This window comes from Amycolatopsis sp. WAC 04197 (assembly GCF_003947475.1).
Classification (GTDB): domain Bacteria; phylum Actinomycetota; class Actinomycetes; order Mycobacteriales; family Pseudonocardiaceae; genus Amycolatopsis; species Amycolatopsis japonica.
Map to the genome: position 1 here is coordinate 72,213 of NZ_QHJK01000015.1, position 20,629 is coordinate 92,841.

The 20,629-nt window shown below is 69.5% G+C and carries 19 protein-coding genes; 12 read left to right on the forward strand and 7 right to left on the reverse strand.

Annotated elements, in window-relative coordinates; genetic code table 11:
- Genes DMC64_RS39055 through DMC64_RS39065 form a run of 3 tightly spaced genes read right to left on the reverse strand, consistent with a single transcriptional unit; the run spans position 1 to position 2,110 of the window.
- The gene (locus DMC64_RS39055; protein WP_125737616.1) at positions 1–384 is read right to left on the reverse strand and encodes a holo-ACP synthase; all 384 of its coding nucleotides are present in this window, start codon (positions 382–384) and stop codon (positions 1–3) included.
- Positions 385–386: 2 nt separating this feature from the next.
- Positions 387–1,229: a hypothetical protein gene (locus tag DMC64_RS39060; RefSeq protein ID WP_125737617.1), complete on the reverse strand. Its 843-nt coding sequence runs from the start codon at positions 1,227–1,229 to the stop codon at positions 387–389.
- Positions 1,226–2,110 (reverse strand): diiron oxygenase, encoded by an 885-nt coding sequence (locus DMC64_RS39065; protein WP_125737618.1) that lies wholly within the window; start codon positions 2,108–2,110, stop codon positions 1,226–1,228. The genes DMC64_RS39060 and DMC64_RS39065 overlap by 4 nt, the downstream gene beginning before the upstream one ends.
- Before the next feature lie 180 nt (positions 2,111–2,290).
- Between DMC64_RS39065 and DMC64_RS39070 the strand changes: the two genes are divergently transcribed.
- A complete protein-coding gene (locus tag DMC64_RS39070) occupies positions 2,291–2,656 on the forward strand; it encodes a holo-ACP synthase (RefSeq protein ID WP_125737619.1) in 366 nt (121 codons plus the stop codon).
- Positions 2,657–2,659: 3 nt separating this feature from the next.
- Here the strand turns inward: DMC64_RS39070 and DMC64_RS39075 are convergent, their stop codons facing one another.
- Positions 2,660–5,890, reverse strand: a complete 3,231-nt coding sequence (locus DMC64_RS39075) for a BTAD domain-containing putative transcriptional regulator (RefSeq protein WP_125737620.1) — start codon at positions 5,888–5,890, stop codon at positions 2,660–2,662.
- Between the two features lie 251 nt (positions 5,891–6,141).
- On the opposite strand from DMC64_RS39075, the gene DMC64_RS39080 reads away from it, so the two are divergent.
- The 8 genes from DMC64_RS39080 to DMC64_RS39115 all read left to right on the forward strand — a co-directional run bounded on the left by DMC64_RS39080 (position 6,142) and on the right by DMC64_RS39115 (position 15,628).
- The gene (locus DMC64_RS39080; RefSeq protein WP_052121340.1) at positions 6,142–6,699 is read left to right on the forward strand and encodes a helix-turn-helix transcriptional regulator; all 558 of its coding nucleotides are present in this window, start codon (positions 6,142–6,144) and stop codon (positions 6,697–6,699) included.
- 186 nt (positions 6,700–6,885) lie between these two features.
- The gene (locus DMC64_RS39085; protein WP_125737622.1) at positions 6,886–8,589 is read left to right on the forward strand and encodes an NAD(P)-dependent oxidoreductase; all 1,704 of its coding nucleotides are present in this window, start codon (positions 6,886–6,888) and stop codon (positions 8,587–8,589) included.
- The gene (locus DMC64_RS39090) at positions 8,586–9,380 is read left to right on the forward strand and encodes a protein phosphatase 2C domain-containing protein (RefSeq protein WP_125737623.1); all 795 of its coding nucleotides are present in this window, start codon (positions 8,586–8,588) and stop codon (positions 9,378–9,380) included. Before DMC64_RS39085 ends, DMC64_RS39090 begins: the two co-directional genes overlap by 4 nt.
- Entirely contained in the window at positions 9,377–11,098 is a 1,722-nt protein-coding gene (locus DMC64_RS39095; RefSeq protein WP_125737624.1) for a condensation domain-containing protein, read from the forward strand. The genes DMC64_RS39090 and DMC64_RS39095 overlap by 4 nt, the downstream gene beginning before the upstream one ends.
- The gene (locus DMC64_RS39100) at positions 11,095–12,333 is read left to right on the forward strand and encodes an MFS transporter (RefSeq protein WP_037348328.1); all 1,239 of its coding nucleotides are present in this window, start codon (positions 11,095–11,097) and stop codon (positions 12,331–12,333) included. The genes DMC64_RS39095 and DMC64_RS39100 overlap by 4 nt, the downstream gene beginning before the upstream one ends.
- A gap of 47 nt (positions 12,334–12,380) precedes the next feature.
- Positions 12,381–13,715, forward strand: a complete 1,335-nt coding sequence (locus tag DMC64_RS39105) for a glycoside hydrolase family 18 protein (RefSeq protein WP_158634320.1) — start codon at positions 12,381–12,383, stop codon at positions 13,713–13,715.
- A gap of 156 nt (positions 13,716–13,871) precedes the next feature.
- On the forward strand, positions 13,872–14,675 hold the full coding sequence (locus DMC64_RS39110) for an SDR family oxidoreductase (protein WP_125737626.1): 804 nt from the start codon (positions 13,872–13,874) through the stop codon (positions 14,673–14,675).
- Positions 14,676–14,728: 53 nt separating this feature from the next.
- Positions 14,729–15,628, forward strand: coding sequence for a helix-turn-helix transcriptional regulator (locus tag DMC64_RS39115; RefSeq protein ID WP_125737627.1), 900 nt, complete (start codon positions 14,729–14,731; stop codon positions 15,626–15,628).
- On the opposite strand, the gene DMC64_RS39120 is transcribed toward DMC64_RS39115, so the two are convergent.
- Positions 15,597–16,004: an SRPBCC family protein gene (locus tag DMC64_RS39120; RefSeq protein WP_125737628.1), complete on the reverse strand. Its 408-nt coding sequence runs from the start codon at positions 16,002–16,004 to the stop codon at positions 15,597–15,599. The genes DMC64_RS39115 and DMC64_RS39120 overlap by 32 nt on opposite strands.
- An 81-nt stretch (positions 16,005–16,085) precedes the next feature.
- On the opposite strand from DMC64_RS39120, the gene DMC64_RS39125 reads away from it, so the two are divergent.
- Together DMC64_RS39125 and DMC64_RS39130 are read left to right on the forward strand one after the other, a co-directional pair.
- Positions 16,086–16,913 carry a helix-turn-helix transcriptional regulator gene (locus DMC64_RS39125; protein WP_125737629.1) on the forward strand — a complete coding sequence of 276 codons (828 nt, stop codon included), beginning with the start codon at positions 16,086–16,088 and terminating at the stop codon, positions 16,911–16,913.
- Positions 16,914–17,157: 244 nt separating this feature from the next.
- Positions 17,158–18,219, forward strand: a complete 1,062-nt coding sequence (locus tag DMC64_RS39130) for a family 43 glycosylhydrolase (protein WP_233629981.1) — start codon at positions 17,158–17,160, stop codon at positions 18,217–18,219.
- Positions 18,220–18,321: 102 nt separating this feature from the next.
- Here DMC64_RS39130 and DMC64_RS39135 read toward each other — a convergent pair whose 3' ends face one another.
- Positions 18,322–18,966, reverse strand: a complete 645-nt coding sequence (locus tag DMC64_RS39135; RefSeq protein ID WP_037348338.1) for a lytic polysaccharide monooxygenase — start codon at positions 18,964–18,966, stop codon at positions 18,322–18,324.
- 211 nt (positions 18,967–19,177) lie between these two features.
- Here DMC64_RS39135 and DMC64_RS39140 point away from each other — a divergent pair, with 211 nt between their 5' ends.
- Complete coding sequence (locus DMC64_RS39140) at positions 19,178–20,041, forward strand: aminoglycoside phosphotransferase family protein (RefSeq protein ID WP_233629992.1); 864 nt, start codon at positions 19,178–19,180, stop codon at positions 20,039–20,041.
- Here the strand turns inward: DMC64_RS39140 and DMC64_RS39145 are convergent.
- Entirely contained in the window at positions 20,019–20,618 is a 600-nt protein-coding gene (locus tag DMC64_RS39145) for an SDR family NAD(P)-dependent oxidoreductase (RefSeq protein WP_233629982.1), read from the reverse strand. The genes DMC64_RS39140 and DMC64_RS39145 overlap by 23 nt on opposite strands.
- Positions 20,619–20,629 lie beyond the last annotated feature (11 nt).

Sequence of the window (20,629 nt, forward strand, 5' to 3'; positions counted from 1 at the left end):
TCAGTCCGCGGCGGACACCGCGACCGCGATGGCGTACGCGTCGTCGTGGGTGATGCTGATTTCGATCTCGCCGAGCCCGGCTTCCCGGGCCAGCCGCGCGGCGCGTCCGGTGAGCCGGACCACCGGCCAGCCGCCGTCGCTCTTGAGCACTTCGGTCGAGAGCCAGGGCACGGGCTGTCCGCCGACGTGGAAGAGTTTGAACACCGCTTCCTTGGCGGCGAGGCGTCCCGCGATACCGGCCAGGTCCGGACCGTCCGGAGTGGACGAACTCAGCAGTTCGGCGGAAGAGAGCATGCGCCGCAGCGCGGGTTCCGCGTCCTGGGCGACGAGCTCGCGCACCCGGCTGAGCGGGACGACGTCGATGCCGATCCGTCTCGCGGGCATGGTCACCCGGCCCGGTCCGCCGCCGCTCGGACGGCCGCCAGCGCCGCCGGGAGATCGCCGTGGTGGACCTCGGTGAGCACGGCGAGCCAGCGCTCCAGGCCGAACGCCACACAACTGGTGTAGGCGAACTCCTTGCCGTCTCCGAAGCGGATGTCGCACCGTTCGCCGAAGAAGTTCCGATGGGTGTTGACCGAGGCGATCGCGAGGGTGCCGTGCTGGAATTCGTATTTGACCGGGCTCAGCTTCTGCAGGAGGGCGCGGGCGCCGTCGTTCTGGAAGAACGGATCGATCGCGGCCTCCTTCTCCAGGCCGAGGCCGAGTTCGCCGGAGAACGCCAGGATCCTTTCGGTGAAGCGGGAAACGACTTCCTGCGTGTGCTCGAACGAGCCGAGGGCGACGATCTCACGCATCTGGAAGCTCGCCAGTCGCCGCAACCCGCTGTAGTGGTCTTCGCTGCGGAAACAGCGGTTGACGAGCGTCACGATCTCCGTCTCGGACACCTTCGTGCCCTCGTAGAAAAGGTAAGCCCCGTAACAGGTCGCGTGCGGCAGACCGTAACGGCCGTCCTGCAGATCGCCACCGGCGAACCTTCCGTCGACCGGCTTTCCCTCGCGGCCGTCCAGGTCCAGCGGACCGGCCACGAACGCCAGATGCGGGAAATTCGCGTAGACGTCGAACTTCTCCAGGTCGGTGACCGGGTACAGCGGCGGCGGGCTGATCTCCCGCGCCCCGGCGGTGCCTGCCCAGCCGAGGAAGGTCCGGTCGAGTTCCTGGACGAGGGCAGTCTCGTCGGGACCGAGGATCGCCAGCGCTTCGGCGCCGTCCACTCCGGTGGTTCGGGTCATCGGAGGATCCCCGTTCGCTCCAGGTACTTCAAGGTCTTGCGGAACACCTGTTGCTCGGTGGCCGGCCGGGTGGGCGCGTCGAGCAGCGCGCGCCGGAGTTCCAGCGGGTTCTCGATGCCGGCGTCGCGGTAGACCTGCGGGTTGTACAGCGACTCGAAACTGTAGGTGAGATAGCGGCGGAGATAGGCCGAGACCTCGACGATTTCCTCTTCGGTCGCCGTCTTCTTGAGGTCGCCGTAGAGATGCTCGACCAGCTCCCGGCCGAACGCGATATGCCGTGATTCGTCCTGATGGTGGATACGGTTGATCGCGCGGATCGTCTCGTGCAGGCGTTCGTCCCGCGCCATCAGCGAGTTGTAGTGGTCCACAAGTTCCTCGAAGATCAGGATCCTCGCGAACACCAGCAGACTCTCCACTTTGGACGAAGAGGCGGGCGGGATGGTGACGCCGGCACCCGGGGCACGGTAGATCTTCCCGCCGTAGCGCAGGCAGAATTCGGCGAAGAACCACATGTGTTCGTTCTCTTCGCCGATGAAGTGGTGGAAGAACTCCGACGGCGTCTCGAAACCCGCCGTGTGGATACGCGCGACGACCTCGATGAGCAGCTCACGGATCCCGTGCACGTTGAGACTGTAGAAGTTGATGCTTTCGTACCGCGACAGGGCGAAGAGCTGGTCTTCGCTCAGTGTCGTGGCGAACTCGGTGCCGTGGGTGGTGGTGAGCTCGGGGCTCATCCACCACATCCGTTCGGGCAGGCTGTCCGGCCACTCGAACATCTGATAGGGGTTGTAGTAGTCGTCGATCGACTTCGACGAGAGGCGATCGAGCAGGCCGCGAAACCGTTCGTCCGCATCGATGATGTCGCTGATGTCACTGGCCACGAAGGTCTCCTCCGTTCTTCCGGACTAGATTCGACGCTACGGCAAGGAATCCGCGCGATTCAACGTCCGCAAGCGGTCTGGCCGACACCGGCCAGCACCCTGGTTTCCCGGCACGGTGGCGATCTAGGGTGACCGCATGGCGAGGACGCAGGGCGTCAGGTGCGAAGGGACCGGGAACGTATGACCACGCTCGTCGGAGTGGACGCGCTGCGCGTGGCCGAACTCGATCTGCTCGCGCGGCGCGGCTGGTTCCTGAAGTTCCTGTTCTCCCAAGAGGAAATCGCCGAACTCGCGACGGCGGGCAGCGTCTGTCTCGCTTGCCGGTTCGCCGCGAAGGAGGCGGTGCTGAAAATGCTCAGGACCTGCCTGTCCGGTTCGGTCCCGCCCGCCCAGATCGTGATCCGGCGGTCCGGAGCGAGCGCGACGTCGGTGGAGTTGCGCGGTGCGGCGTCCGAACGTGCTCGCGCGCTGGGTATCGAGCGGGTCGACGTCTCCATTTCCTGTGAGCGGGGGCTCGTGATCGCGGTCGCGCTGGGGACGGCCTGACACTCAGGTCGCGAGCAGGTCCGCCACCCGGAACCGTTCCACCGAACCGCAGTCGGCGAGGATGTCGTGCGCCTTCCGCAGAAGTCCCCGCCCGGCACCGGGATCCCGTTTCGCGGTGACCTCGCCGAGGACGGCGAGCGCGTGCCCCTCGCCGATCCGGTTGCCGGTGCGGCGATGCAGGGTCAGCGCGCGCTCGGCGCATTCGGCCGCCTGTTTCCGGTCGCCGCGGTCGCGCCTGGTGGTGGCCAGCACCGTCTGCGCCCGCGCCGCGAGGAGCAGGAAGTCCCGCCGGGTGGCCAGTTCCGCGGCCGCGTCCGCATGCGTGACGGCGTCGTCGAGCCGCCCGCCGCGACGACACACCTCGGCCAGCGCCAGCAGGCCGACGATCTCCGCTCGTGTGTAATGGATCTTGTGGGCGAGTTCGACCGCCTGTCCGGCCAAGACCTCGGGAGCCACGGGCAACTCGGTCCGGCCGGCGAGTTCGGCCAGCGCGGCGAGCGCGTTCGCCTCCGCCCGGCGATCGCCGGTTTCCCGGGCCAGTTCCAGCATCGCCTCGGCGTGCTCGGCCGCTTCGGCGAATTCCCCGGTCTCGGCGCACAACGCCGCCAGTGAGCAGAGTGCGGTCGTCTCGCCGTAACGAGCGCCGTTCTCCCGGTGCAGGGAAACACTTTTCGACAGCGACTCGCGCGCCTCGGTCAGTCTGCCGAGGTCGAGATAGACCTCGCCGAGGGTGGTGTACACATGCGCGGCGCCGTCGCGATTGCCGGCGCGTTCGATGAGCGAAAGGGCCTGGGCCAGCCGCTGGATGGCTTCCTGTGGCTTGCCCAGCTCCCGCAGGAGTGTCCCGATGTTGTGCAGGTTGGCCGAAAGTCCCGCTTCCCAGCCCATCCGGCTGTTCAGTTCGATCGCGCGGTCGAGTTCCGCGACAGCCTCGTCGAGCGCGCCGAGCTCCCAGTGGACTCCGGCGAGATTGCCGCGCGCGGCGGCTTCCGCCTCCGGCCACCGTTCGGCGGTCGCCAGCTCCAGTGCCTTGGTGTAGTGCGTGATGGCGGCCGTGTAGTCGCCCAGCCCGCGATACACCTGCGCGAGACTTTGCCGGGCGGCGATCCGGCCGCGCGGCTCACCGTCCACGACCGCCGCGGCGAGCCCGGCCTTCGCGACGGCGACCCAGTCCACGGAATGCCTTCTGAGCCAGAAGAAACCGCGCAGTGCGTCCGCCAGTAACCAGACGACCCGGTGCGGGCCCTGCGCGGCGGCGTCGTGGATGATGGCCATGAGGTCGGCACGTTCCGCTTCGAGCCATTCCAATGCCTCGGTGTCGTCATCGAAGACGACGTCGGTCTCGCCGAATTCTGCTCCTTCACGAAGCCGGAGGATCTGCGGCGTGATCCGCGTGACCGCGACGGTCACCGTCGCGAGATACCAGCCGAACAGCCGGAGCCGGGCCGCGTCGCGGTCGGCCGCGTCGTCCTCGGCCCGCGCGCGTTCGGTCGCGTACAGCCGGAGGAGATCGTGGCACTGGTACCGGCCGTCGGTGCCCCGGGCGACGAGATGCGCACGCTCCAGTTCGGCGAGAGCCTGGGACACGCTCTCGGGATCCTGCCCGGCGAGCGCGGCTATCGACCGCGCGGTGAAGTCCGGCACCTGGACCACGCCGAGCAACCGGAACAAGCCCTGAGCGGCCGGACCAAGCCGCCGGTACGAGAGCGCGAACGCGGCGCGGACCGCGGCCGACGGGTCGCCGTCGATCCCGAGCCGGTCCAGCCGGTCGGCCCGCACCAGCCCGTCGACCACGGCACCGATCGGCCGGTCCCGGCCGATGCCGATGTCCGCGGCCGCGATCCGCAACGCGAGCGGCAGCCCGGCACACAAGCGGACCAGTTTCGCCGCCGCCCGGCGTTCCTCCTTGACCCGCTGCGCGCCGACGAGCCTGGCGAGCAGCTTGAGCCCCTCCTCTTCGGTCAGCAGGTCGAGCCGGACGGCACCGGCGTCGTGCAGGACGACGAGTCCGGGCAGTTCCTGCCTGCCGGTCACCACGACGAGGCTGCCGGGACGGCCGGGCAGCAGCGGCCGCACCTGATCGGCCGTACCGGCGTTGTCGAGCACCACGAGCATCCGTTTGCCCGCGAGCTCGGAGCGGTAGAGCGCGGCCAGTTCGTCGGGGTCCACCGGTATCCGGTCGGGCGGGACACCCAGCGAGCGCACGAGCCGCACCAGTGCTTCGGCCGCGGTCACCGTGGCCGACCGCGCGCAGCCGTGCAGATTCAGGTAGAGCTGGCCGTCGGGGAACCGGTCGAGCGCGCCGTGTGCCCATTGCAGTGCCAGCGCGGTCTTGCCCACCCCCGCGGTGCCGCTGACGACCACCACCGGTGCGCCGCCGGCGACCAGGGCGTCGATCCGGCGCAGCTGCGCGGTGCGGCCGGTGAACGTCGGCACCGCGGCGGGCAGCTGCCTCGGCCCGGCGGAAACCGGCTGTTCGGCGGCGGGCAGGTCCAGTGCCGGATCGGTGCGCAGGATGGCTTGGGCGAGGTCGGTCAGCTCCGCACCCGGTTCGAGCCCGAGCTCGCCGGTGAGCAGGGCGCGTGCCCGGCGATAGACCCCGAGCGCCTCGGCTTGGCGCCCCGACCGGTAGAGCGCGAGCATGAGCTGGGCCTGGAAGTGTTCCCGCAACGGATGTTCCCAGACGAGCTCGGTGAGTTCGGCGACGACGTCCGCGTGCCTGCCGAGCGCCAGATCCGCGTCGATGCGCTGCCCCAGCAGGACCAGCCGTCGTTCCTGCAGCCGATCCGCCTCGACCTGGAGCGCGGCACTGCTGTCGGCCAGCCCGCCGAAGGGAGGGCCCTGCCAGACCGCGAGTGCCTGCCGCGCCAGGCTTCCGGCGACGACCGCGTTCCGCCGCTCGTGTGCCGTACGCGCTTGGTCGGCGAGATCCTCGAACCGCCGGACGTCCAGTTCACCGGGATTCACCACCAGCAGATAACCGGGTCTGCGGTGCACCACGCGATCCGGGTCCATCAGCGCGCGGCGGAGCTGGAGGACGTAGAGCTGGAGGTTCTTCGCCGCGGTGCGTGGCGGGCGGCCCGCCCACAGGCCCTCGACCAGCGCGCTCACCGGGACCACCTCGCCCGCGCGATGGAGCAGCAGTGCCAGCAGACGGCGGACTTTCGGCGCGCCCAGCTCGAGTTCGGTATTCCCGTCGCGGACACCGAGCGGCCCGAGAATCGTGAACTCCATATGCCCCCACTCACCTCGCCGGAATAATCGCGAAGCACTCGCGACCTTTGCGATTAGTGGTCCATACCAAATTTATACCGGCTCTCCGCATGCTTCGGAACAAGAATTCAGCTGGCGGGAAAGCAAAGTGCGATCGTGTAGGACGAACACGCCTGGGGGCAAGGTCAGTGTCTGCGTCATCCGCTCCGAACCCGACCGACGGAACGAGCCTGTCGACTGTACTCGATCTGGTTTCCACCGCAAGACGGGAAGTGCTGACCACCGCGACGGGCGGTTCGCCGTGGTTCGGCGGGACCGTCACCGCGGCCGCGCGCCGCGGCGCCTTCCCGCCGCACGTCCGGGTGCGGCTGCTGTGCACGACACCGGCGGAACACGCGCGCGGCGAGATCACCGAGGCGGTGCGGCACGGGCTCCGGGTCAAGGTCACCGATCGGGCGATCGAAGAATCCCTTTTGATAGACCGCAGACTGGCGCTGGTCCCTTCGGGTGGCGACGACGCCAAAAGCTTGCTCATGGTGACCACGCCGACGTTGATCAGCGCTCTCGCCGAGGCCTTCGACCCTCGCTGGGAGGAGGCGACGCCGTGGGAGATGACGTCCGCTCGGCCGGACGAGTTCGAACAGGCGATCCTGCGCTGCCTGGTCGACGGACTGACCGATGAAGCGGTCGCGAACCGGCTGGGTGTATCCGCGAGGACCGTTCGGCGGTACGTCAACGTCCTCATGGCCCGCGTCGGCGCGAGGAGCCGGTTCGAACTCGGGTTCCGGGCGGCGGAATGCGGGTGGCTGCCCGACGGCACGGCCGACTGAAGTGCTTGTCCGGTAGCGGCCGCATTCTCCGTCCATTGTGGATTGATCATTACCCGCGTCGCCGATCGAGATCGCTTTCTCCGGTCGCCGAGTCCGGTTTCGGCCAAATTCTGGTGGCGTCCGCCGGGACCGACCTAGATTCCGTTCCGGATCGTCTCGAATTCACGTCCTGATTGGACCAGCCACGTGACCACTCCGCCTCCCTGCCACGACATAGTGCTCACCGGTGCCGTCATGACCCATCCGCGGCGGCCGGGACTCACCGGCCGTCTGCTGGCCGCCGCGCCCGCCGGGGCGCTGCGACCGGTCGCCGATCCGGAGCCCGGCGGACCGCCGACCGCCCTGCGTACCGCGATCCGGGCCTGGTCCGCGATCGCCGAAGGCACGACCCACCACCTGGTCCTCCAGGACGACGCCGTTCCCGTCGACGGCTTCTTCGACCACGCCCGGGCCGCCGTCGCGGCCGCCCCCGATGCCGCGATCGCCTTCTACACCAACTGGAACTCCCGCAACGGCGCCGCCGTGCGGATCGCCGCGCTGGCCGGGGCGAGATGGGTCACCGCGACCCACGAGTACACCCCGACCGTCGCGCTGGCGCTGCCCGCCCGGATCGCGGCCGGTTTCGCGGATTTCGCCGAAGCGCACGGCTCGACCTGGCCCGACGACGTCGTCATGTCCCGGTACCTGCGCGCGGCCGGGGTCCCGGTGCTCCTGGTCGCGCCGAATCTCGTCGAGCACGCGGACGAACCCAGCGTCCTCCGCAACGACTCGCACGGCTCACGGCGGTCGGCGTGCTTCGCCGCCCCGCCCGGCGACGACTGGTCACTCGGCGCGGGTCCGCTCGATCCCGACGTCATCCCGTTCTTCAAACACGGGATCGCCCAGTGCGTCGTGCGTGAGGACGGAAGACGGACGACCATCGACGCCGAGCGGTACTTCGGCCGGGCGGGCTGGGATTTCGACGCCTGCCAGAAGCAACGGCTCGAAGTCACCGGGTCGGTGTTCGGCGCTCTCGCCGATCTGGAACGGCATCTCGACGAAGAAGCCATCGAAGGACTCTGGACCACGGCCTACCTCCTCGGCGCCCTCGGGACCCGCGGCCGGCTCGACCGGGTCGGCTCGCTCGCGCTGGGCACGATCGGCGCGGGCGGGGTGTGCACCACCGTCGGCGCTTCCACGCTCCGGACGCTGCGGCCGGCCATGTCGGAGTTGGCCCGTCTCGGCCACGAAGCCGGTGCACGGGCACGACTTTCGCCCGCGCCCCGGCGGGAACGCGTCCTCGTCACCACCACCCACCGCCCGCTCGGCCGGGAGATCGCGCGTCATCTGGCCGATCGCGGGTACGAGGTCCTGGCCGGGAACGACGGGCCGGACGTCGACGCCGTGGTCCACGTCGCCGAACCCGGTTCCACGCTCCCGTCCGTGACGGCGCGGCACGTGGTCCAGGTCTGCCCTCCCGGAGTGCCCGTCCCCGCCGCCGCGCCGGGCACCAGCGTCCTGCGGACCGGTTCGCCGTACGGGCCCGGTATCGAGGGCTATTCCGTCCTGGAGACGTTCACCCGGCAAGCCCTGCTGGCACAACCGATCCAGGCCGACGTCCCGGCACTGGCGACCCACCGGCCCGCCTACATCCGGGACATCGCGCTCGCCGTGCACCACCTCCTGCACCAGCCGGCGCCGCGGCGGACCATCGCGACTCCATCCCCGCTGACCAGCCGGGAACTGGCCGACGCGGTCGCCCGCACCGTCCGGCGGGTTCCGGTCAGCTGGCCGTCGTCGCCGCACGGCCCTTCCGCCCCTCGTCTCGTCGCCGACGAACCGGCGACGGAACTCGATCAAGGCATCCGCGCACTCGCCCAATGGCTCGCCTACGAAAAGGACGAAGCATGAAAGTCGATCGTCTCTCCCAGCCGGGTGACGGCCTGGTCAACGAGGATCTGGTGCTCTCAGGCCGGTATCACGCACTGGTCATCGACGGCGCGACGGCGGAACCGGGCGCGGAGACCGGCTGCGTGCACGACGTCCGCTGGCTGGTGGCGAGACTCGGCACCGCGCTGGACCGGCTCCTCGTCGAACGTCCCGCCGATGACCTGCGTGCCGTCCTCCGCGCGGCCATCGAGTCGGTCCGCGGCGCCCACTCCGGAACCTGCGATCTCGGCAATCCCTGCGGCCCGACGGCGACCGTGGCGATCCTGCGCGAACGGGACGGCTTCGCCGACTACCTGGTGCTGAGCGATTCGGCGGTGGTGCTCGAGCGGCTCGACGGCACCGTCGAGGCCGTCATCGACGACCGGATCGACCGGTTGCTGCACCTGTCCTGGCAGGAGGTCCGGCCCCTGCGCAACGCGCCCGGCGGGTTCTGGGTCGCGGGCAGTGATCCGGCCGCCGCCGCCCAGGCCCGCACCGGCACCGTGGAACTCTCGTACCTGCGCCGCGCCGCGCTCCTCACCGACGGCGCGTACCGGCTCGTCGAACGCTACGGGTGGACCTGGCACCAGCTGCTCGACGTCGCCGAGCTCGACGGTCCGGCCGCCGTCGTCCACGAGACCCGCCGTGCCGAACTCCGTTCCGCGCCGGGCCACTCCGCCGGGAAACACCACGACGACGCGACAGTCGCCTTCTGCCGGTTCGAGACCACCGCCGCTCCCCTGACCCGCCCGACCCACGAGGTGACGAAATGACCCGGTTCCAGGTCCGTTTCACCGGCAAGACGGCTCGCTCCGGTCCGCTGGCGTTCGGCCACGCGAACATCGTCCGCGCCATCACCCTCGACGACGATCCGACGCGGCTCAACCTCGCGATGGTGTTCGACGTGCCCGGCGCGCCGGTGGACCAGGTCGCCGCCTGGCTCCGGGTGCTGCTCGAACGCCACGAGTCGCTGCGGACGAAGTACTCGTTCGGCGACCGGACGCTCCAGCACGTGCTCGCGGAAGGCGAGGTGGAGGTCGAGGTCGTCGAGAGCGACGGCGACGTCCTCCGGACGGCCGAGAGCACCGCGCGCGCCCTGCGGTCCCGGGTCTTCGATCTGACCGCGGAGCTGCCGCTGCGTCTCGCCGTGGTGACCGAGAACGACGTCCCGCGCCGGCTCGTCTGGGTGGTGAGCCACGCCGCGATGGACGTCGCCACCTGCGAACTCCTCCTCGGCGAATGGACCGAGCTGGCCGCCGGGCACGAGCTGCCCGTGGACGACTCGCCACAGCCGCTCGACGTCGTCGAACTCGAGAAGACGCCCGCGGTGCAGCGGCTGGGACAAGCGGCGACGCGGTACTGGGAAAGCAAGCTGCGCACCGTTCCGCAGGCGATGTTCCCCGTGCCCGCCACCGGAACCGGCTTCCTCCGGCCCGGGCTGCGGGTCCGTTCACGGGCCGCGATGGGCCATATCGCGGCGATCGCCGAGCGGACCAGCGCGAGCCCCTCCGCCATCGCCCTCGCCGCGCTCAACGCGCTGATCGCGCACTGGACCGCGCAATCCTCCTGCGTGACGACGTCCTTGTCCGGCAACCGGGTGCTCAAGCAGTTGCGCCGCTTCTTCGGTTCGATGGCGCAGGACGCGCTGCTCCCGGTCACCATCCCGGAGACGTTCGACGAACTGGTCCACGCTGTCCGCGCCGCTTCGGTACCCGCGTACCGGCACAGCTGGTTCGAAGCCGACGCCATCTGGGAAGTGATCACCCGCGTCACCCACGAACGGGGCTTCTCCTTCGCCAGGGATCTCGTGTTCAACGACATGAGCGCGCTGGGCGACGCCGCGGTCGGCGAGCCGCCTCGCGCCGCGTACGGCAGGCTGCCGTCGGTGTGGCTGCCGGGTGGACCGGACGTCGAAGACGACCCCGAAATCGGTGGCACGCTGGAACTGCTGCCGCAGGAGGACATCCCGACCCGCTTCTTCGGCTGTCTGTACCGCCTCGACACGGAACTGGATCTGACGCTGTGGGTCGACCCCGGCTGTCTCGACACCTCCGAGGTGACCGAGTTCGGCCGCGGTCTCCTGGCGTTGCTGCGTGCGGCGGCCGAGGCGGATCTCCCGGTGAAGGAACTGCATTCGCTCACCACGCTCGCCCCCATCGAACGGGGGGAAGGCTGGTACCTCTCCGACTCGTGCTGGGTCGAGCTGGACGCCGTCCGGGAACTGGTCTCCGACGTCCTAGGTGACCGGCCGCATCTGGTGACCGCGGAGCCCGACGACGTCCTGGGGCACCGGCTGGTGTGCCATCTGACCGGCCCGGCGACGGCCGCGGACCTGCACGCCCGCGTACTGGCCGCGCTGCCGGGACGGCCGACCGCGCTGGCACCGCACCACTACGTGATCTGCGCCGAGCCTCCCGCCGATCCGCTGGATCCGGTCGCCTGGACGGCCACGGCCATCGACTCCTCGAGCGGGCGGGAGCTGCCGGTATGAGTCACGACACCGAAACCCTGACCGGTGAAGGAAAACCGGCCGCCGGACGGCTCTGGTCCGGCAACTTCAAGCTCTACCTCACCGCGCGCAGCGGGTCGATGCTGGGCGACGCGATGCTGCCCGTCGCACTCTCGATCGCCGTGCTGGCGGCGGGTCACGGGATCGACGGCGTCGGCTACGCCCTCGGCGCGTGGATGGGCGCGCTCGCGTTGTTCATGCTGTTCGGCGGCGTACTCGCGGACCGGTTCACGCCGCGCCGGATGATGATCATCGCGGACCTCGTCCGACTGGTCGTCCAGGGCGGGATGGCGGTAGCCTTCGCCGTCGGAACGCCGTCGCTGCCGGCGATCGTCGTCCTGCAGTTCCTCAGCGGTGCCGCCACCGCGCTGTTCCAGCCCGGTGTGGCGAGCATGGTCCCGCAGGTCGCGGAGGACGTCCAGGGCGCGAACGGCATCCTGCGGATCTCCGAGGCGATCTCGGGCGTGCTCGGCCCGGCGCTCGCCGGTGTGCTGGTCGCCGTCGCCGGAGCCGGGACCGTGTTCGGGATCTATGCCGCGACGTACGGGATCAGCGCCCTCTGCCTGTTCGCCCTGCGGCTCACGCCGGTGAAGTCCACTGAGGACAGTGAACCGTCGTTCTGGCGTCAGCTGGTCGAAGGCTGGCGGGAGTTCGCCGCCCGCGGCTGGCTCTGGGGCGTGATCGCGATCCACCTGGTGTACGGCTGTTTCGTGGCGGGTGTGTCGCTGCCGGTCGGCGCGGACCTGGTCGTCTCGGACTACGGTTCGACCGCGCTGGGTATCGGAATGGCCGCCTTCGGCGCGGGCGGGGTCGCGGGCGGCGCGGTCGCCATGCGCGTCCGCCCGAGCCGTCCGCTGCTGTCCGGGGCGATCGGCTGGGCGTTGTTCGCGCTGTACCCGATCACGCCCGCGGTGGGACTTCCGGTCGCCCTGCTCGTCGCCGGCTGGACGCTGGCCGGTTTCGGCCTCGCCTACTGGGGTGTCCTGTGGTCCACCACGGTCCAGACCCAGATCCCCGCGGAACTCCTGAACCGGGTCTACGCCTACGACGTCTCGGGGTCGCTGCTCGCGTTGGTGCTGGGCAGGTCGCTCGCCGGGCCGATGGCGAGCCTTTTCGGCGCACGGCCACTGATGATCCTCGCGACCGTGCTCGGGCTCGCCTGTACCGTGCTGCTGCTCGCGGTCCGCTCGATCAGGGACCTGCGAAGTGCTCAGTGACCGGGTCGGCCTGTCCGAACGGACGTTGCGCAGGCATGTTTTCGGCGATGACGCAGGAACTCGCCGCGGAGAGCCGGTTCCAGGCGGGCGTCGCCGCCGCGCGGGCGGGTCTGGTCGCCACCACCACTCGTACCCATTCCCACCAGGAAGGATCTTCCATGCGACCGAAGAATCTGGCCTTGCGGCTCGGGTTGTGCCTCGCCGCGGTTCTGGCACTGCTTCCCGCCTCCCCCGCTTCCGGGACACCGGAGATCGAGGCCGCCCCGCCACCTGATCGGCCGATCCTGGAGGCGTTCTGGGGGGGTACACCGCCCGCCGACCAGGTTCCCTGGGAAATGCTGAACACCATCAGCTACTGGTTCGCCTCGCCGGCGGGCGGCCGGTGCAGCACCCCGGACGCCAAGCAGCGCAAGGACATCGAAAGCCTCGCGGCGGTGAAACGTGATCACCCCGGCCTGACCGTGCTGATCTCCATCGGCGGCTGGGCCGCGCCGGGATTCGGCGCCGGCGCCGCGACCGCCGAATCCCGGCGCGCCTTCGTGAAGTCCTGTGTGGACAAATGGCTGAGCGCGTTCCCGGCCGGGCTGGTCGACGGATTCGACGTCGACTGGGAGTTCCCGGTCTCGGGAGGGCTGCCCAGTATCGGCAACTCGCCGGCCGACCGCGCGAACTTCACCTTGCTGCTCAAGGAATTCCGAACACAACTGCAGCGCTATGCCCGCGACAACGGCAGGCCTGGCCGCGCCATGAAGCTGTCCGCGGACATCCCCGCGGGCCGTGTCCAGGACGACGGAACCGGAACCGGGGGCGCGCCCTACGACGCGTCCAACAGTTTCGACCTGCGTGAAGTCGGCAGGCTCGTCGACATCTTCAACCTGATGACCTACGACTTCTGCACGGGCTACTCGAAGTTCTCCTGCTTCAACGACCCGCTGGTCAAACGGCCCGGTGATCCGAACGACGAGTACAACAACAACGTCGGCGCGCTGAAGTACATGACCGACCACGGTGTCCCGCGCGAGAAGATCGTCCTCGGCGTTCCCTTCTACGGCCGGGCGTTCACCGTCACTTCGACCGCCAACGACGGCCTCTACCAGCCGTACACGGCCATGCAGTTCCTCGACTACAAGGTCCTCATGGGCCCGGAGTGGGCCGGTGACCCCGGATTCCGCAAGGGCTGGGACCCGATCGTGCGCTCGCCGTACCTCTGGAACCCGGAGAAGAAGATCTGGGTGAGCTACGAGAACCCACGGTCCATTCAGGACCGCTCGCTGTTCGCGAAACGCCACCGCCTGGCGGGCATGATGATGTGGGAGCTGGGCGCCGACGATCCGCAGCACAGCCTGCTCGCCGCGATGACCGGGCCCTGGCTCCGTCCCTGATGGCACGGCCGGCGGTCGCCCGACGTGGGAACCGCCGGCCTCCGCGGCCGGGGCAGGGGGCTCTCGCAGTACCTGTATCGCCAGGATCTCCCCGACGTCCAGCACGCCTGTCAGCCTGTTCGAGTCGGCTTCACAGGACAGAACGGACGAAGACCCATGGCGGGCAACCGGTTCACCACTCACGCAGGACTTTTCGACCTGAGTGGGAAATACGCACTTGTCACTGGCGGAACCAGGGGCATCGGGATGATGATCGCGCGCGGCCTCCTGCAGGCGGGCGCCCGTGTCATCGTCAGCTCACGCAAGGCGGACGCGTGCGCGGAGGCGCAGCGTCTGCTCTCCGAATTCGGCGACGTTCGAGCGATCCCGGCCGACCTGTCCAGGTACGACGAGTGTCAGCGCCTCGCTGATCTCGTCAAGGCCGACTGGGAACGTCTGGACATCCTCGTCAACAACGCCGGGGCGATGTGGCGCGAGCCGCTGGAGACGTTCCCCGCCGAGGCCTGGGACGCGGTGATCGACCTCAACCTCAAGTCGCCGTTCTGGCTGGTGCAGGCGCTGCTGCCCGCGCTGCGCAGGGCGGGCACCGCCGATGATCCCGCGCGGATCATCAATATCGGCAGTATCGCCGCCATCCACGTCGCCGAGGCGCCGAACTACTCGTACGCAGGCAGCAAAGCGGCACTCCATCAACTCACCAGGGTGCTCGCCAGGGAACTGGGCCCACAGCACGTCACGGTGAACGCGATAGCCCCGGGAGTGTTCCCGTCGCAGATGATGGCGGCGACGATCGACGCCATCGGCGACACGATCGCGGCGAAGACACCTCTGCGCCGCATCGGCCGTGACGACGACATGGCAGGCACCGCCGTGTTCCTCGCCGGCCGGGCGGGGTCCTACTTGACGGGCGCCGTCGTCCCGGTCGACGGCGGTATCGCGACGACCGCGTCGGGTACTTAGGGGGTACCAGCAGTACCTCCCTCCGCCTGCGGACACCGGCTTACAGTGAAATGGTGGCCACGATCGACCTGCGCACCGAGATCAAGGAATTCCTGAGTTCGCGGCGCGCGCGGATCACGCCGGAGCGGGCCGGACTGTCCGCTTACGGCGGCAACCGCCGGGTCAAAGGTCTGCGTCGCGAAGAGGTAGCCCTCCTGGCCGGGGTATCGGTCGACTACTACGTGCGGATGGAGCGCGGCAGCCTCGCCGGCGCCTCCGACGGGGTGCTCGGCGCGTTGGCCTCCGCCTTGCACCTCGACGAGGCCGAGCGCGATCACCTGTTCCACCTGGCGCGGCGCTCCAAGGCGCCCACTCGCCGACGCCGGCCAGCCGTGACGGTGCGTCCCGCGCTTCAGCAGGTTCTCGACGCCATCACCGACGCGCCAGCGTGGATCTGCAACGGCCGTTATGACGTGCTGGCCATGAATCACCTTGCCCGCGCGCTGTATTCACCCGTGCTGGCCGACCCGCGACGACCGGCGAACACCGCGCGGTTCGTGTATCTGGATCCCGAGGCGGCGAAAACGTTCTTTGTCGACTATGACCGGATCGTCCGCGACGTGGCCGCGAAGCTACGCATGGAAGCCGGCCGCGATCCGCACGACGAGGAGCTGATCGCCCTGGTCGGTGAGCTGTCGACGCGCAGTCAGCGGTTTCGGCGGCGGTGGGCGTCTCAGGACGTTCAGCTCCACCGATCCGGACGCAAACGTCTGCACCATCCCGTAGTGGGCAGGCTCGACCTGGACGTCGAGTCGATGGCGCTGCCCGCCGAACCCGGCCTGCTCCTGACCGTCTACACCGCACCCGCCGGGACGGCGACCGCGGACGGTCTGGCCCTCTTGGCGTCGTGGGCGGCCGGCCAGGAGAAGCCGGCGACCGAGATCACCGCCCGGGCTCATCGAGGGTCCGCTTGATGACCTCCAAACCGCGCGACATCGCCTCGGCCATCGGCGCGGCCAAGGCGTCGGGGAGGACGTCGCGCGCCCACACGAGCCGGCACCGCCGTTCGCCGTCGGCGAAGACCTGCATGGAGGCGTTGTCGTGGTCCGGTCGAACGGTGCCGCCGATCACCGCGTAGACGATCCGGCGCGTGTCGTGGTCGACGGTGACGCATCGCTCCCGGACCACCGTGCCGTCGGCGAAGGTGACGACCCGGCAACCGTCCTCGATCCGGGTGTCCACCACGAACCCCGGTGCCATCCGCGAAGGACCCGTGCTGAAGTCGCCGATCACCTCCCACACCGCTTCGGCGCTGGACTCGACCATGATTTCGTTGCTGAGGGAAGCCATGTCCCCAACCTGCCCCGAACCAGTCCCCCAGGTCTTGAAGATCCTTGCGGAACTGTCGGACCCTCCACATAGCCTCCGTGGGTGCTCTCCTTCCTCGGGCTCGCGGCCCGCCCGGAGTTCGCCGTCGCGGACGTGGACTGCCGGGACGACCATCGCGGCTGGTCGGCCGAGCGACCACGCGAGGACGTGCGGCTCGTGCTCGTGCGCCGCGGCGGGTTCCGCCGCCGGGTCCGTGGCGTCCACGTGGACCTCGACCGCACCGTCGGCTACCTCGGAATGCCCGGTGAGGAGGAGTACTTCGCCCATCCCGCCGGCGGCGACAGGTGCACCTCGATCAGCCTGACCCCCGCGTTCTGGCGCGCGCTGGCCGGCGACGCACCACGGCTGGAACGCACGTCGCTGTACGTCGACGGCCGGCTCGACCTCGCCCACCGGCGGCTCCTGGCCGCCTCCCGCGCCGCCGACACGGACTACGCGGCGACCGAAGGACTGGTCAGCCTGGTGACCGAGGCCGTCCGGCAGGTCGTGACCACGACTGCCCCGGGGAGCGATCCGGCGGGCACCGGTGACCGGACCCTGGTAGCCCGAGCCCGAAGTCTGATCGGCGAGGGGCATCCCGCCGCGGAGGGCCTGGTCCCGCTCGCCACCCTGCTGGGTGTCTCGCCGTACCGGCTCAGCCGGGCCTTCACCCGCGAACTGGGAGTTTCGCTGACCCGCTACCGCAACCGTGTCCGCGTGGCCCAAGCGCTGGACCGGTTGGAGGCGGGTGAGCCCAGCCTGGCCGCCCTCGCCGCCGATCTCCGGTTCTCCGACCAGGCGCACTTGTGCCGAACCGTGCGCGAACATCTGGGGTACACCCCCACCGCGCTACGCAGGCTGCTCACCACCGTCGAACGACAGCGCCGATAGGCCGTACGGATGCATCGAGCGGCAGTTTCCGCGCTTTCTGTCCCGTTGGCGAGTGAGGTCACATAGTTTGCAACCGGCGCACTTGTCCGTCCACAAGTAACCGGGGAGAGCAGCCGGACACCCCGGCGAATCTCGCCCGGCATCGCAGCCGCAAGGCTTCCCACCCCGACCGTGGGTGGCCGGGTGCTCCTCTTGACCGACATCACTCTTCTTGCCCAGTAAGGGATTCAGCATGCGCAAGTGGATGACCAGATTACTCGTGGCCGGCGTGCTCGCCACGACCGCCACGGCCACCGTCACGGCGGTCGGCACGGCAGGCGCGGCCGACGGTGTCTCGACCGCGGCCGCCGAGTCGACGTTCCCCCTCGCCGACCCGGACACCGTCCAGGCGAAGGACGGCTCGTACGTCACCTACGGCACCACGGTCGGCGCCGGTGTCGGCGAACGGTGCGGCGTGACCGGGAAACTGTTCGTGCCGGTGCTCGTGCACGGCTCCGGCAACACCGTCGGTGTGGGCACGTGCGCGTCGGCCGACGCACTGCCCAACGGGCCGGGCAGCTGGGCGGAGGGCAACGTCTGGGCACCCGGCGTCGTCCGCTTCGGCGACACCTACTTCATGTACTACACCGCGTCCAAGCGGGGCTCCGGCCAGAAATGCCTCGGCCGCGCCGTCTCGGGCAGTGCGCGAGGACCGTTCACCAACCCCGTCGAGTGGGCCTGCCCGGGCAACGGCCGCTGGGCCATCGACGCGAACCCGTTCGTCTCGGGCGGCTCCATGTACGTCGCCTACCGGGACGACGCGATCACCTCGTACCCGGAGACCGGTATCTCGGTCGTGCGCACCCAGTCCAACGGCATGGCGGACTGGGACACCCGCCGGGACGCGTTGAAGAGCACCGACATCGGCTGGGAGACCATCCGGATGAGCGGCGGCACGCACGTGATCGAGAACCCGTCGATGTTCAAATCCGCCGACGGCTATTGGTACCTGGCCTACTCCGGCAACAACTGGGACAGCGCACGCTACGCGACCGGCATCGCCCGGTGCGGCACCGGCCCGATCCCGTCGACGCGCTGCACACCGCGGCAGAACGGGGCCGAGCGGCCCTACTTCGGGTACACCGGCACCGGCGGCCTCAACCCCTACCGCGGCCTGCCCGGCAACCACCCCGGCCCGGGCGGGATGGACTTCTTCCAGGCGGCCAACGGCCAGTACCACGCCGTTTACCACTGGTGGAACGGCACTCGCCGGTTCCCGATCGTCGCGACGGTCCTCCGCAACGACGGCGGCTTCTACCTCAGTTAAAGGCCCGACTGTCCACAAGGGACACTCGTCCGCTCCCCGCGGACCCCTGCCCGGCCCGGCCGACATCGGTGTTCGCCACCTTTGTCGGCCGGGCCGCGGAAGTCAGGTGAAGATGACGTCCGAGCAGGAGTAGAAGGCCTCGCCGGAATCGGGCCAGTGGCGTTGCCAGATCGAGTAGATCAAATGCCTGCCGGTCCGCCCGCCGGGCAGGTTCGCCTTCAACTGGTAGGCGTTGCCGGCGATCGGCGGGTTGTTCTGCTTGTAGAACGGGGTGTCTTCCAGATCGGACCACTTGAGCGGTTTCGTCGGGTCGTAACCCGGCTTGGTGACATACAGCTCGAAGGTGCCCGGGTGCGCGGCGGTCAGCTGGTACCGCAAGGTGTACGGACCACTGGCCGGCATCGTGGTCGCCGGCCAGTCCGCACGGGCCAGATCGAGCCCCTTGTACTTGTCCCGGCCGGCACTGCACAGCTTGCCGTCCGGGATGATCTCGCGGCTACGGCCGCTGGCGTCACCGATGTTGACCTCGTCCCAGTCGTAGATCGGCCAGCTGTCGCCCACCGCGATGGCGGCCTTGCACGCGGCGGACCGCGGATTCTCCGGACCTTCCTGGAAACAGCGCATGATCCGGCTGATCGGAGTGCCCATCGAGCCATGCGCGAGCGCGGGAACGGCGGTGAACACCGAAACCGCGCCGAACACCGCGGTCAATACCGCGACTTTCACCACAGAGCGGGAAAACTTCATCGCAAGAGTCCTCTCATGAGAGGTCTAGACCATGCCACGGTAGGCGCCCGGCACATCGCCGAGTAGGCCCGAAAGTCGGGTTCGGGCTCCGGTCACGTCGATTTCCCGGAAGGCGAGGGCCCAGTTCACGGGCGGGCTCGGCAAATCGGTTGATCGCCGGGCAGAGACCATGACACGCTGCCACCGCCGACCGCAGGAGCCGCTCTTGACCGTGAAACCCACCCCGGTGATCGACATCGCGTTGGCGAGGCGTCTGATCGACACGCAGTTCCCGCAATGGGCCGGGTTGCCATTGCTTCCGTACGCCCCGGCGGGCTCGGATCATGTGATCTACCGGCTGGGAGAGAACCTGTCCGTGCGGCTACCTCGCCACGACGGCGCGATCGAACAGGCGCCGAAGGAAGCCGAGTGGTTGCCCCGGCTGGCCCCGCACCTGCCGCTAACCGTGCCCACACTGGTGGGAGTGGGAACAGCGGACTTCGGCTATCCGTGGCCGTGGGCGGTGTCGCGATGGCTGGACGGCGAGGTGGCGACCGTGGACGCCCTGTCCGGCTCGCACGAGGCCGCAGTGGCGTTGGGCGGGTTCCTGACCGCGCTCCACCGGATCGACGCCGGAACGACCGAGGATCTCACCGGTCGTCCGCTCGTCACGCGGGACAAGGCGACGCGGCTCGCCATCGCGAAAGTCGGCGATGCCTTCGACACCGCGGCGATGACCGACCTGTGGGACGCCGCCCTCGCCGCCCCCGGCTGGGGCGGTCCGCCGGTCTGGTTCCACGGCGATTTCCACACCGGCAACCTGTTGACGACCAACGGCCGCCTCAGCGCCGTCCTCGACTTCGGGGAACTCGGCGTCGGCGATCCGGCTCGCGATCTGATCATCGCCTTCACCCTCATGTCAGCCGAAACTCGAGCCACCTTCCGCGCCGCGCTCGATGTGGACGACGCGACCTGGACCCGCGGTCGTGGTTGGGCCTTGGCCACCGGTTTGAACGCCTATGTCTCCTACGCCGCCGTGAACCCCCGTGTCGCCGCGCAGACCACCCGCCAGATCACCCAAGCCCTCCTCGGTTGAAAGACGGCGGCGGCTCGGGCAGCACGGCGGTCATCGCGCCGTCCACGGTGACGGTCTCGCCGGAGACGAACCTGGCCCGATCGCCGAGCAGGAAGGCGATCACGCTCGCGACGTCGTCCGGTCCGGCGAGCTCGCCGGACGGCTGAAGCCCGAACAAGGCTTCGCGGGTACCCGGGTCCCGCCAGCGATGCGCGTTCCGCGGCACCATGACGAACCCCGGCCGGACGGTGTTGCACCGCAACCCGCGCGGTCCGAGTTCCACGGCGGCCGCGCGGCCCAGCGCATCCAACGCGGCCTTGGCCATCGCGTACGGGGCCTGTCCGCCCCAGGCCAGACCGGCGTGGATCGAACTGACGAGCACGGCGGCGCACGGCCTTCCCCCGGCACGGGCGACCAACTGCTGCAACGGTTCCAGCGCCGATACCGCGCCGATGTCCAACACTTTGCGCAGCGCGTCCGCCGTCTGTTCGGTGAAGGGGGCGAGTCGGGCCGATCGGGCAAGCGGTCTGCCGATCTGCCGTTCCCGGATCCGCCCGGTCCGGTATGGTTCCGACAATTCGCCCTCGAGCGAAGACATCTGACTGGGGA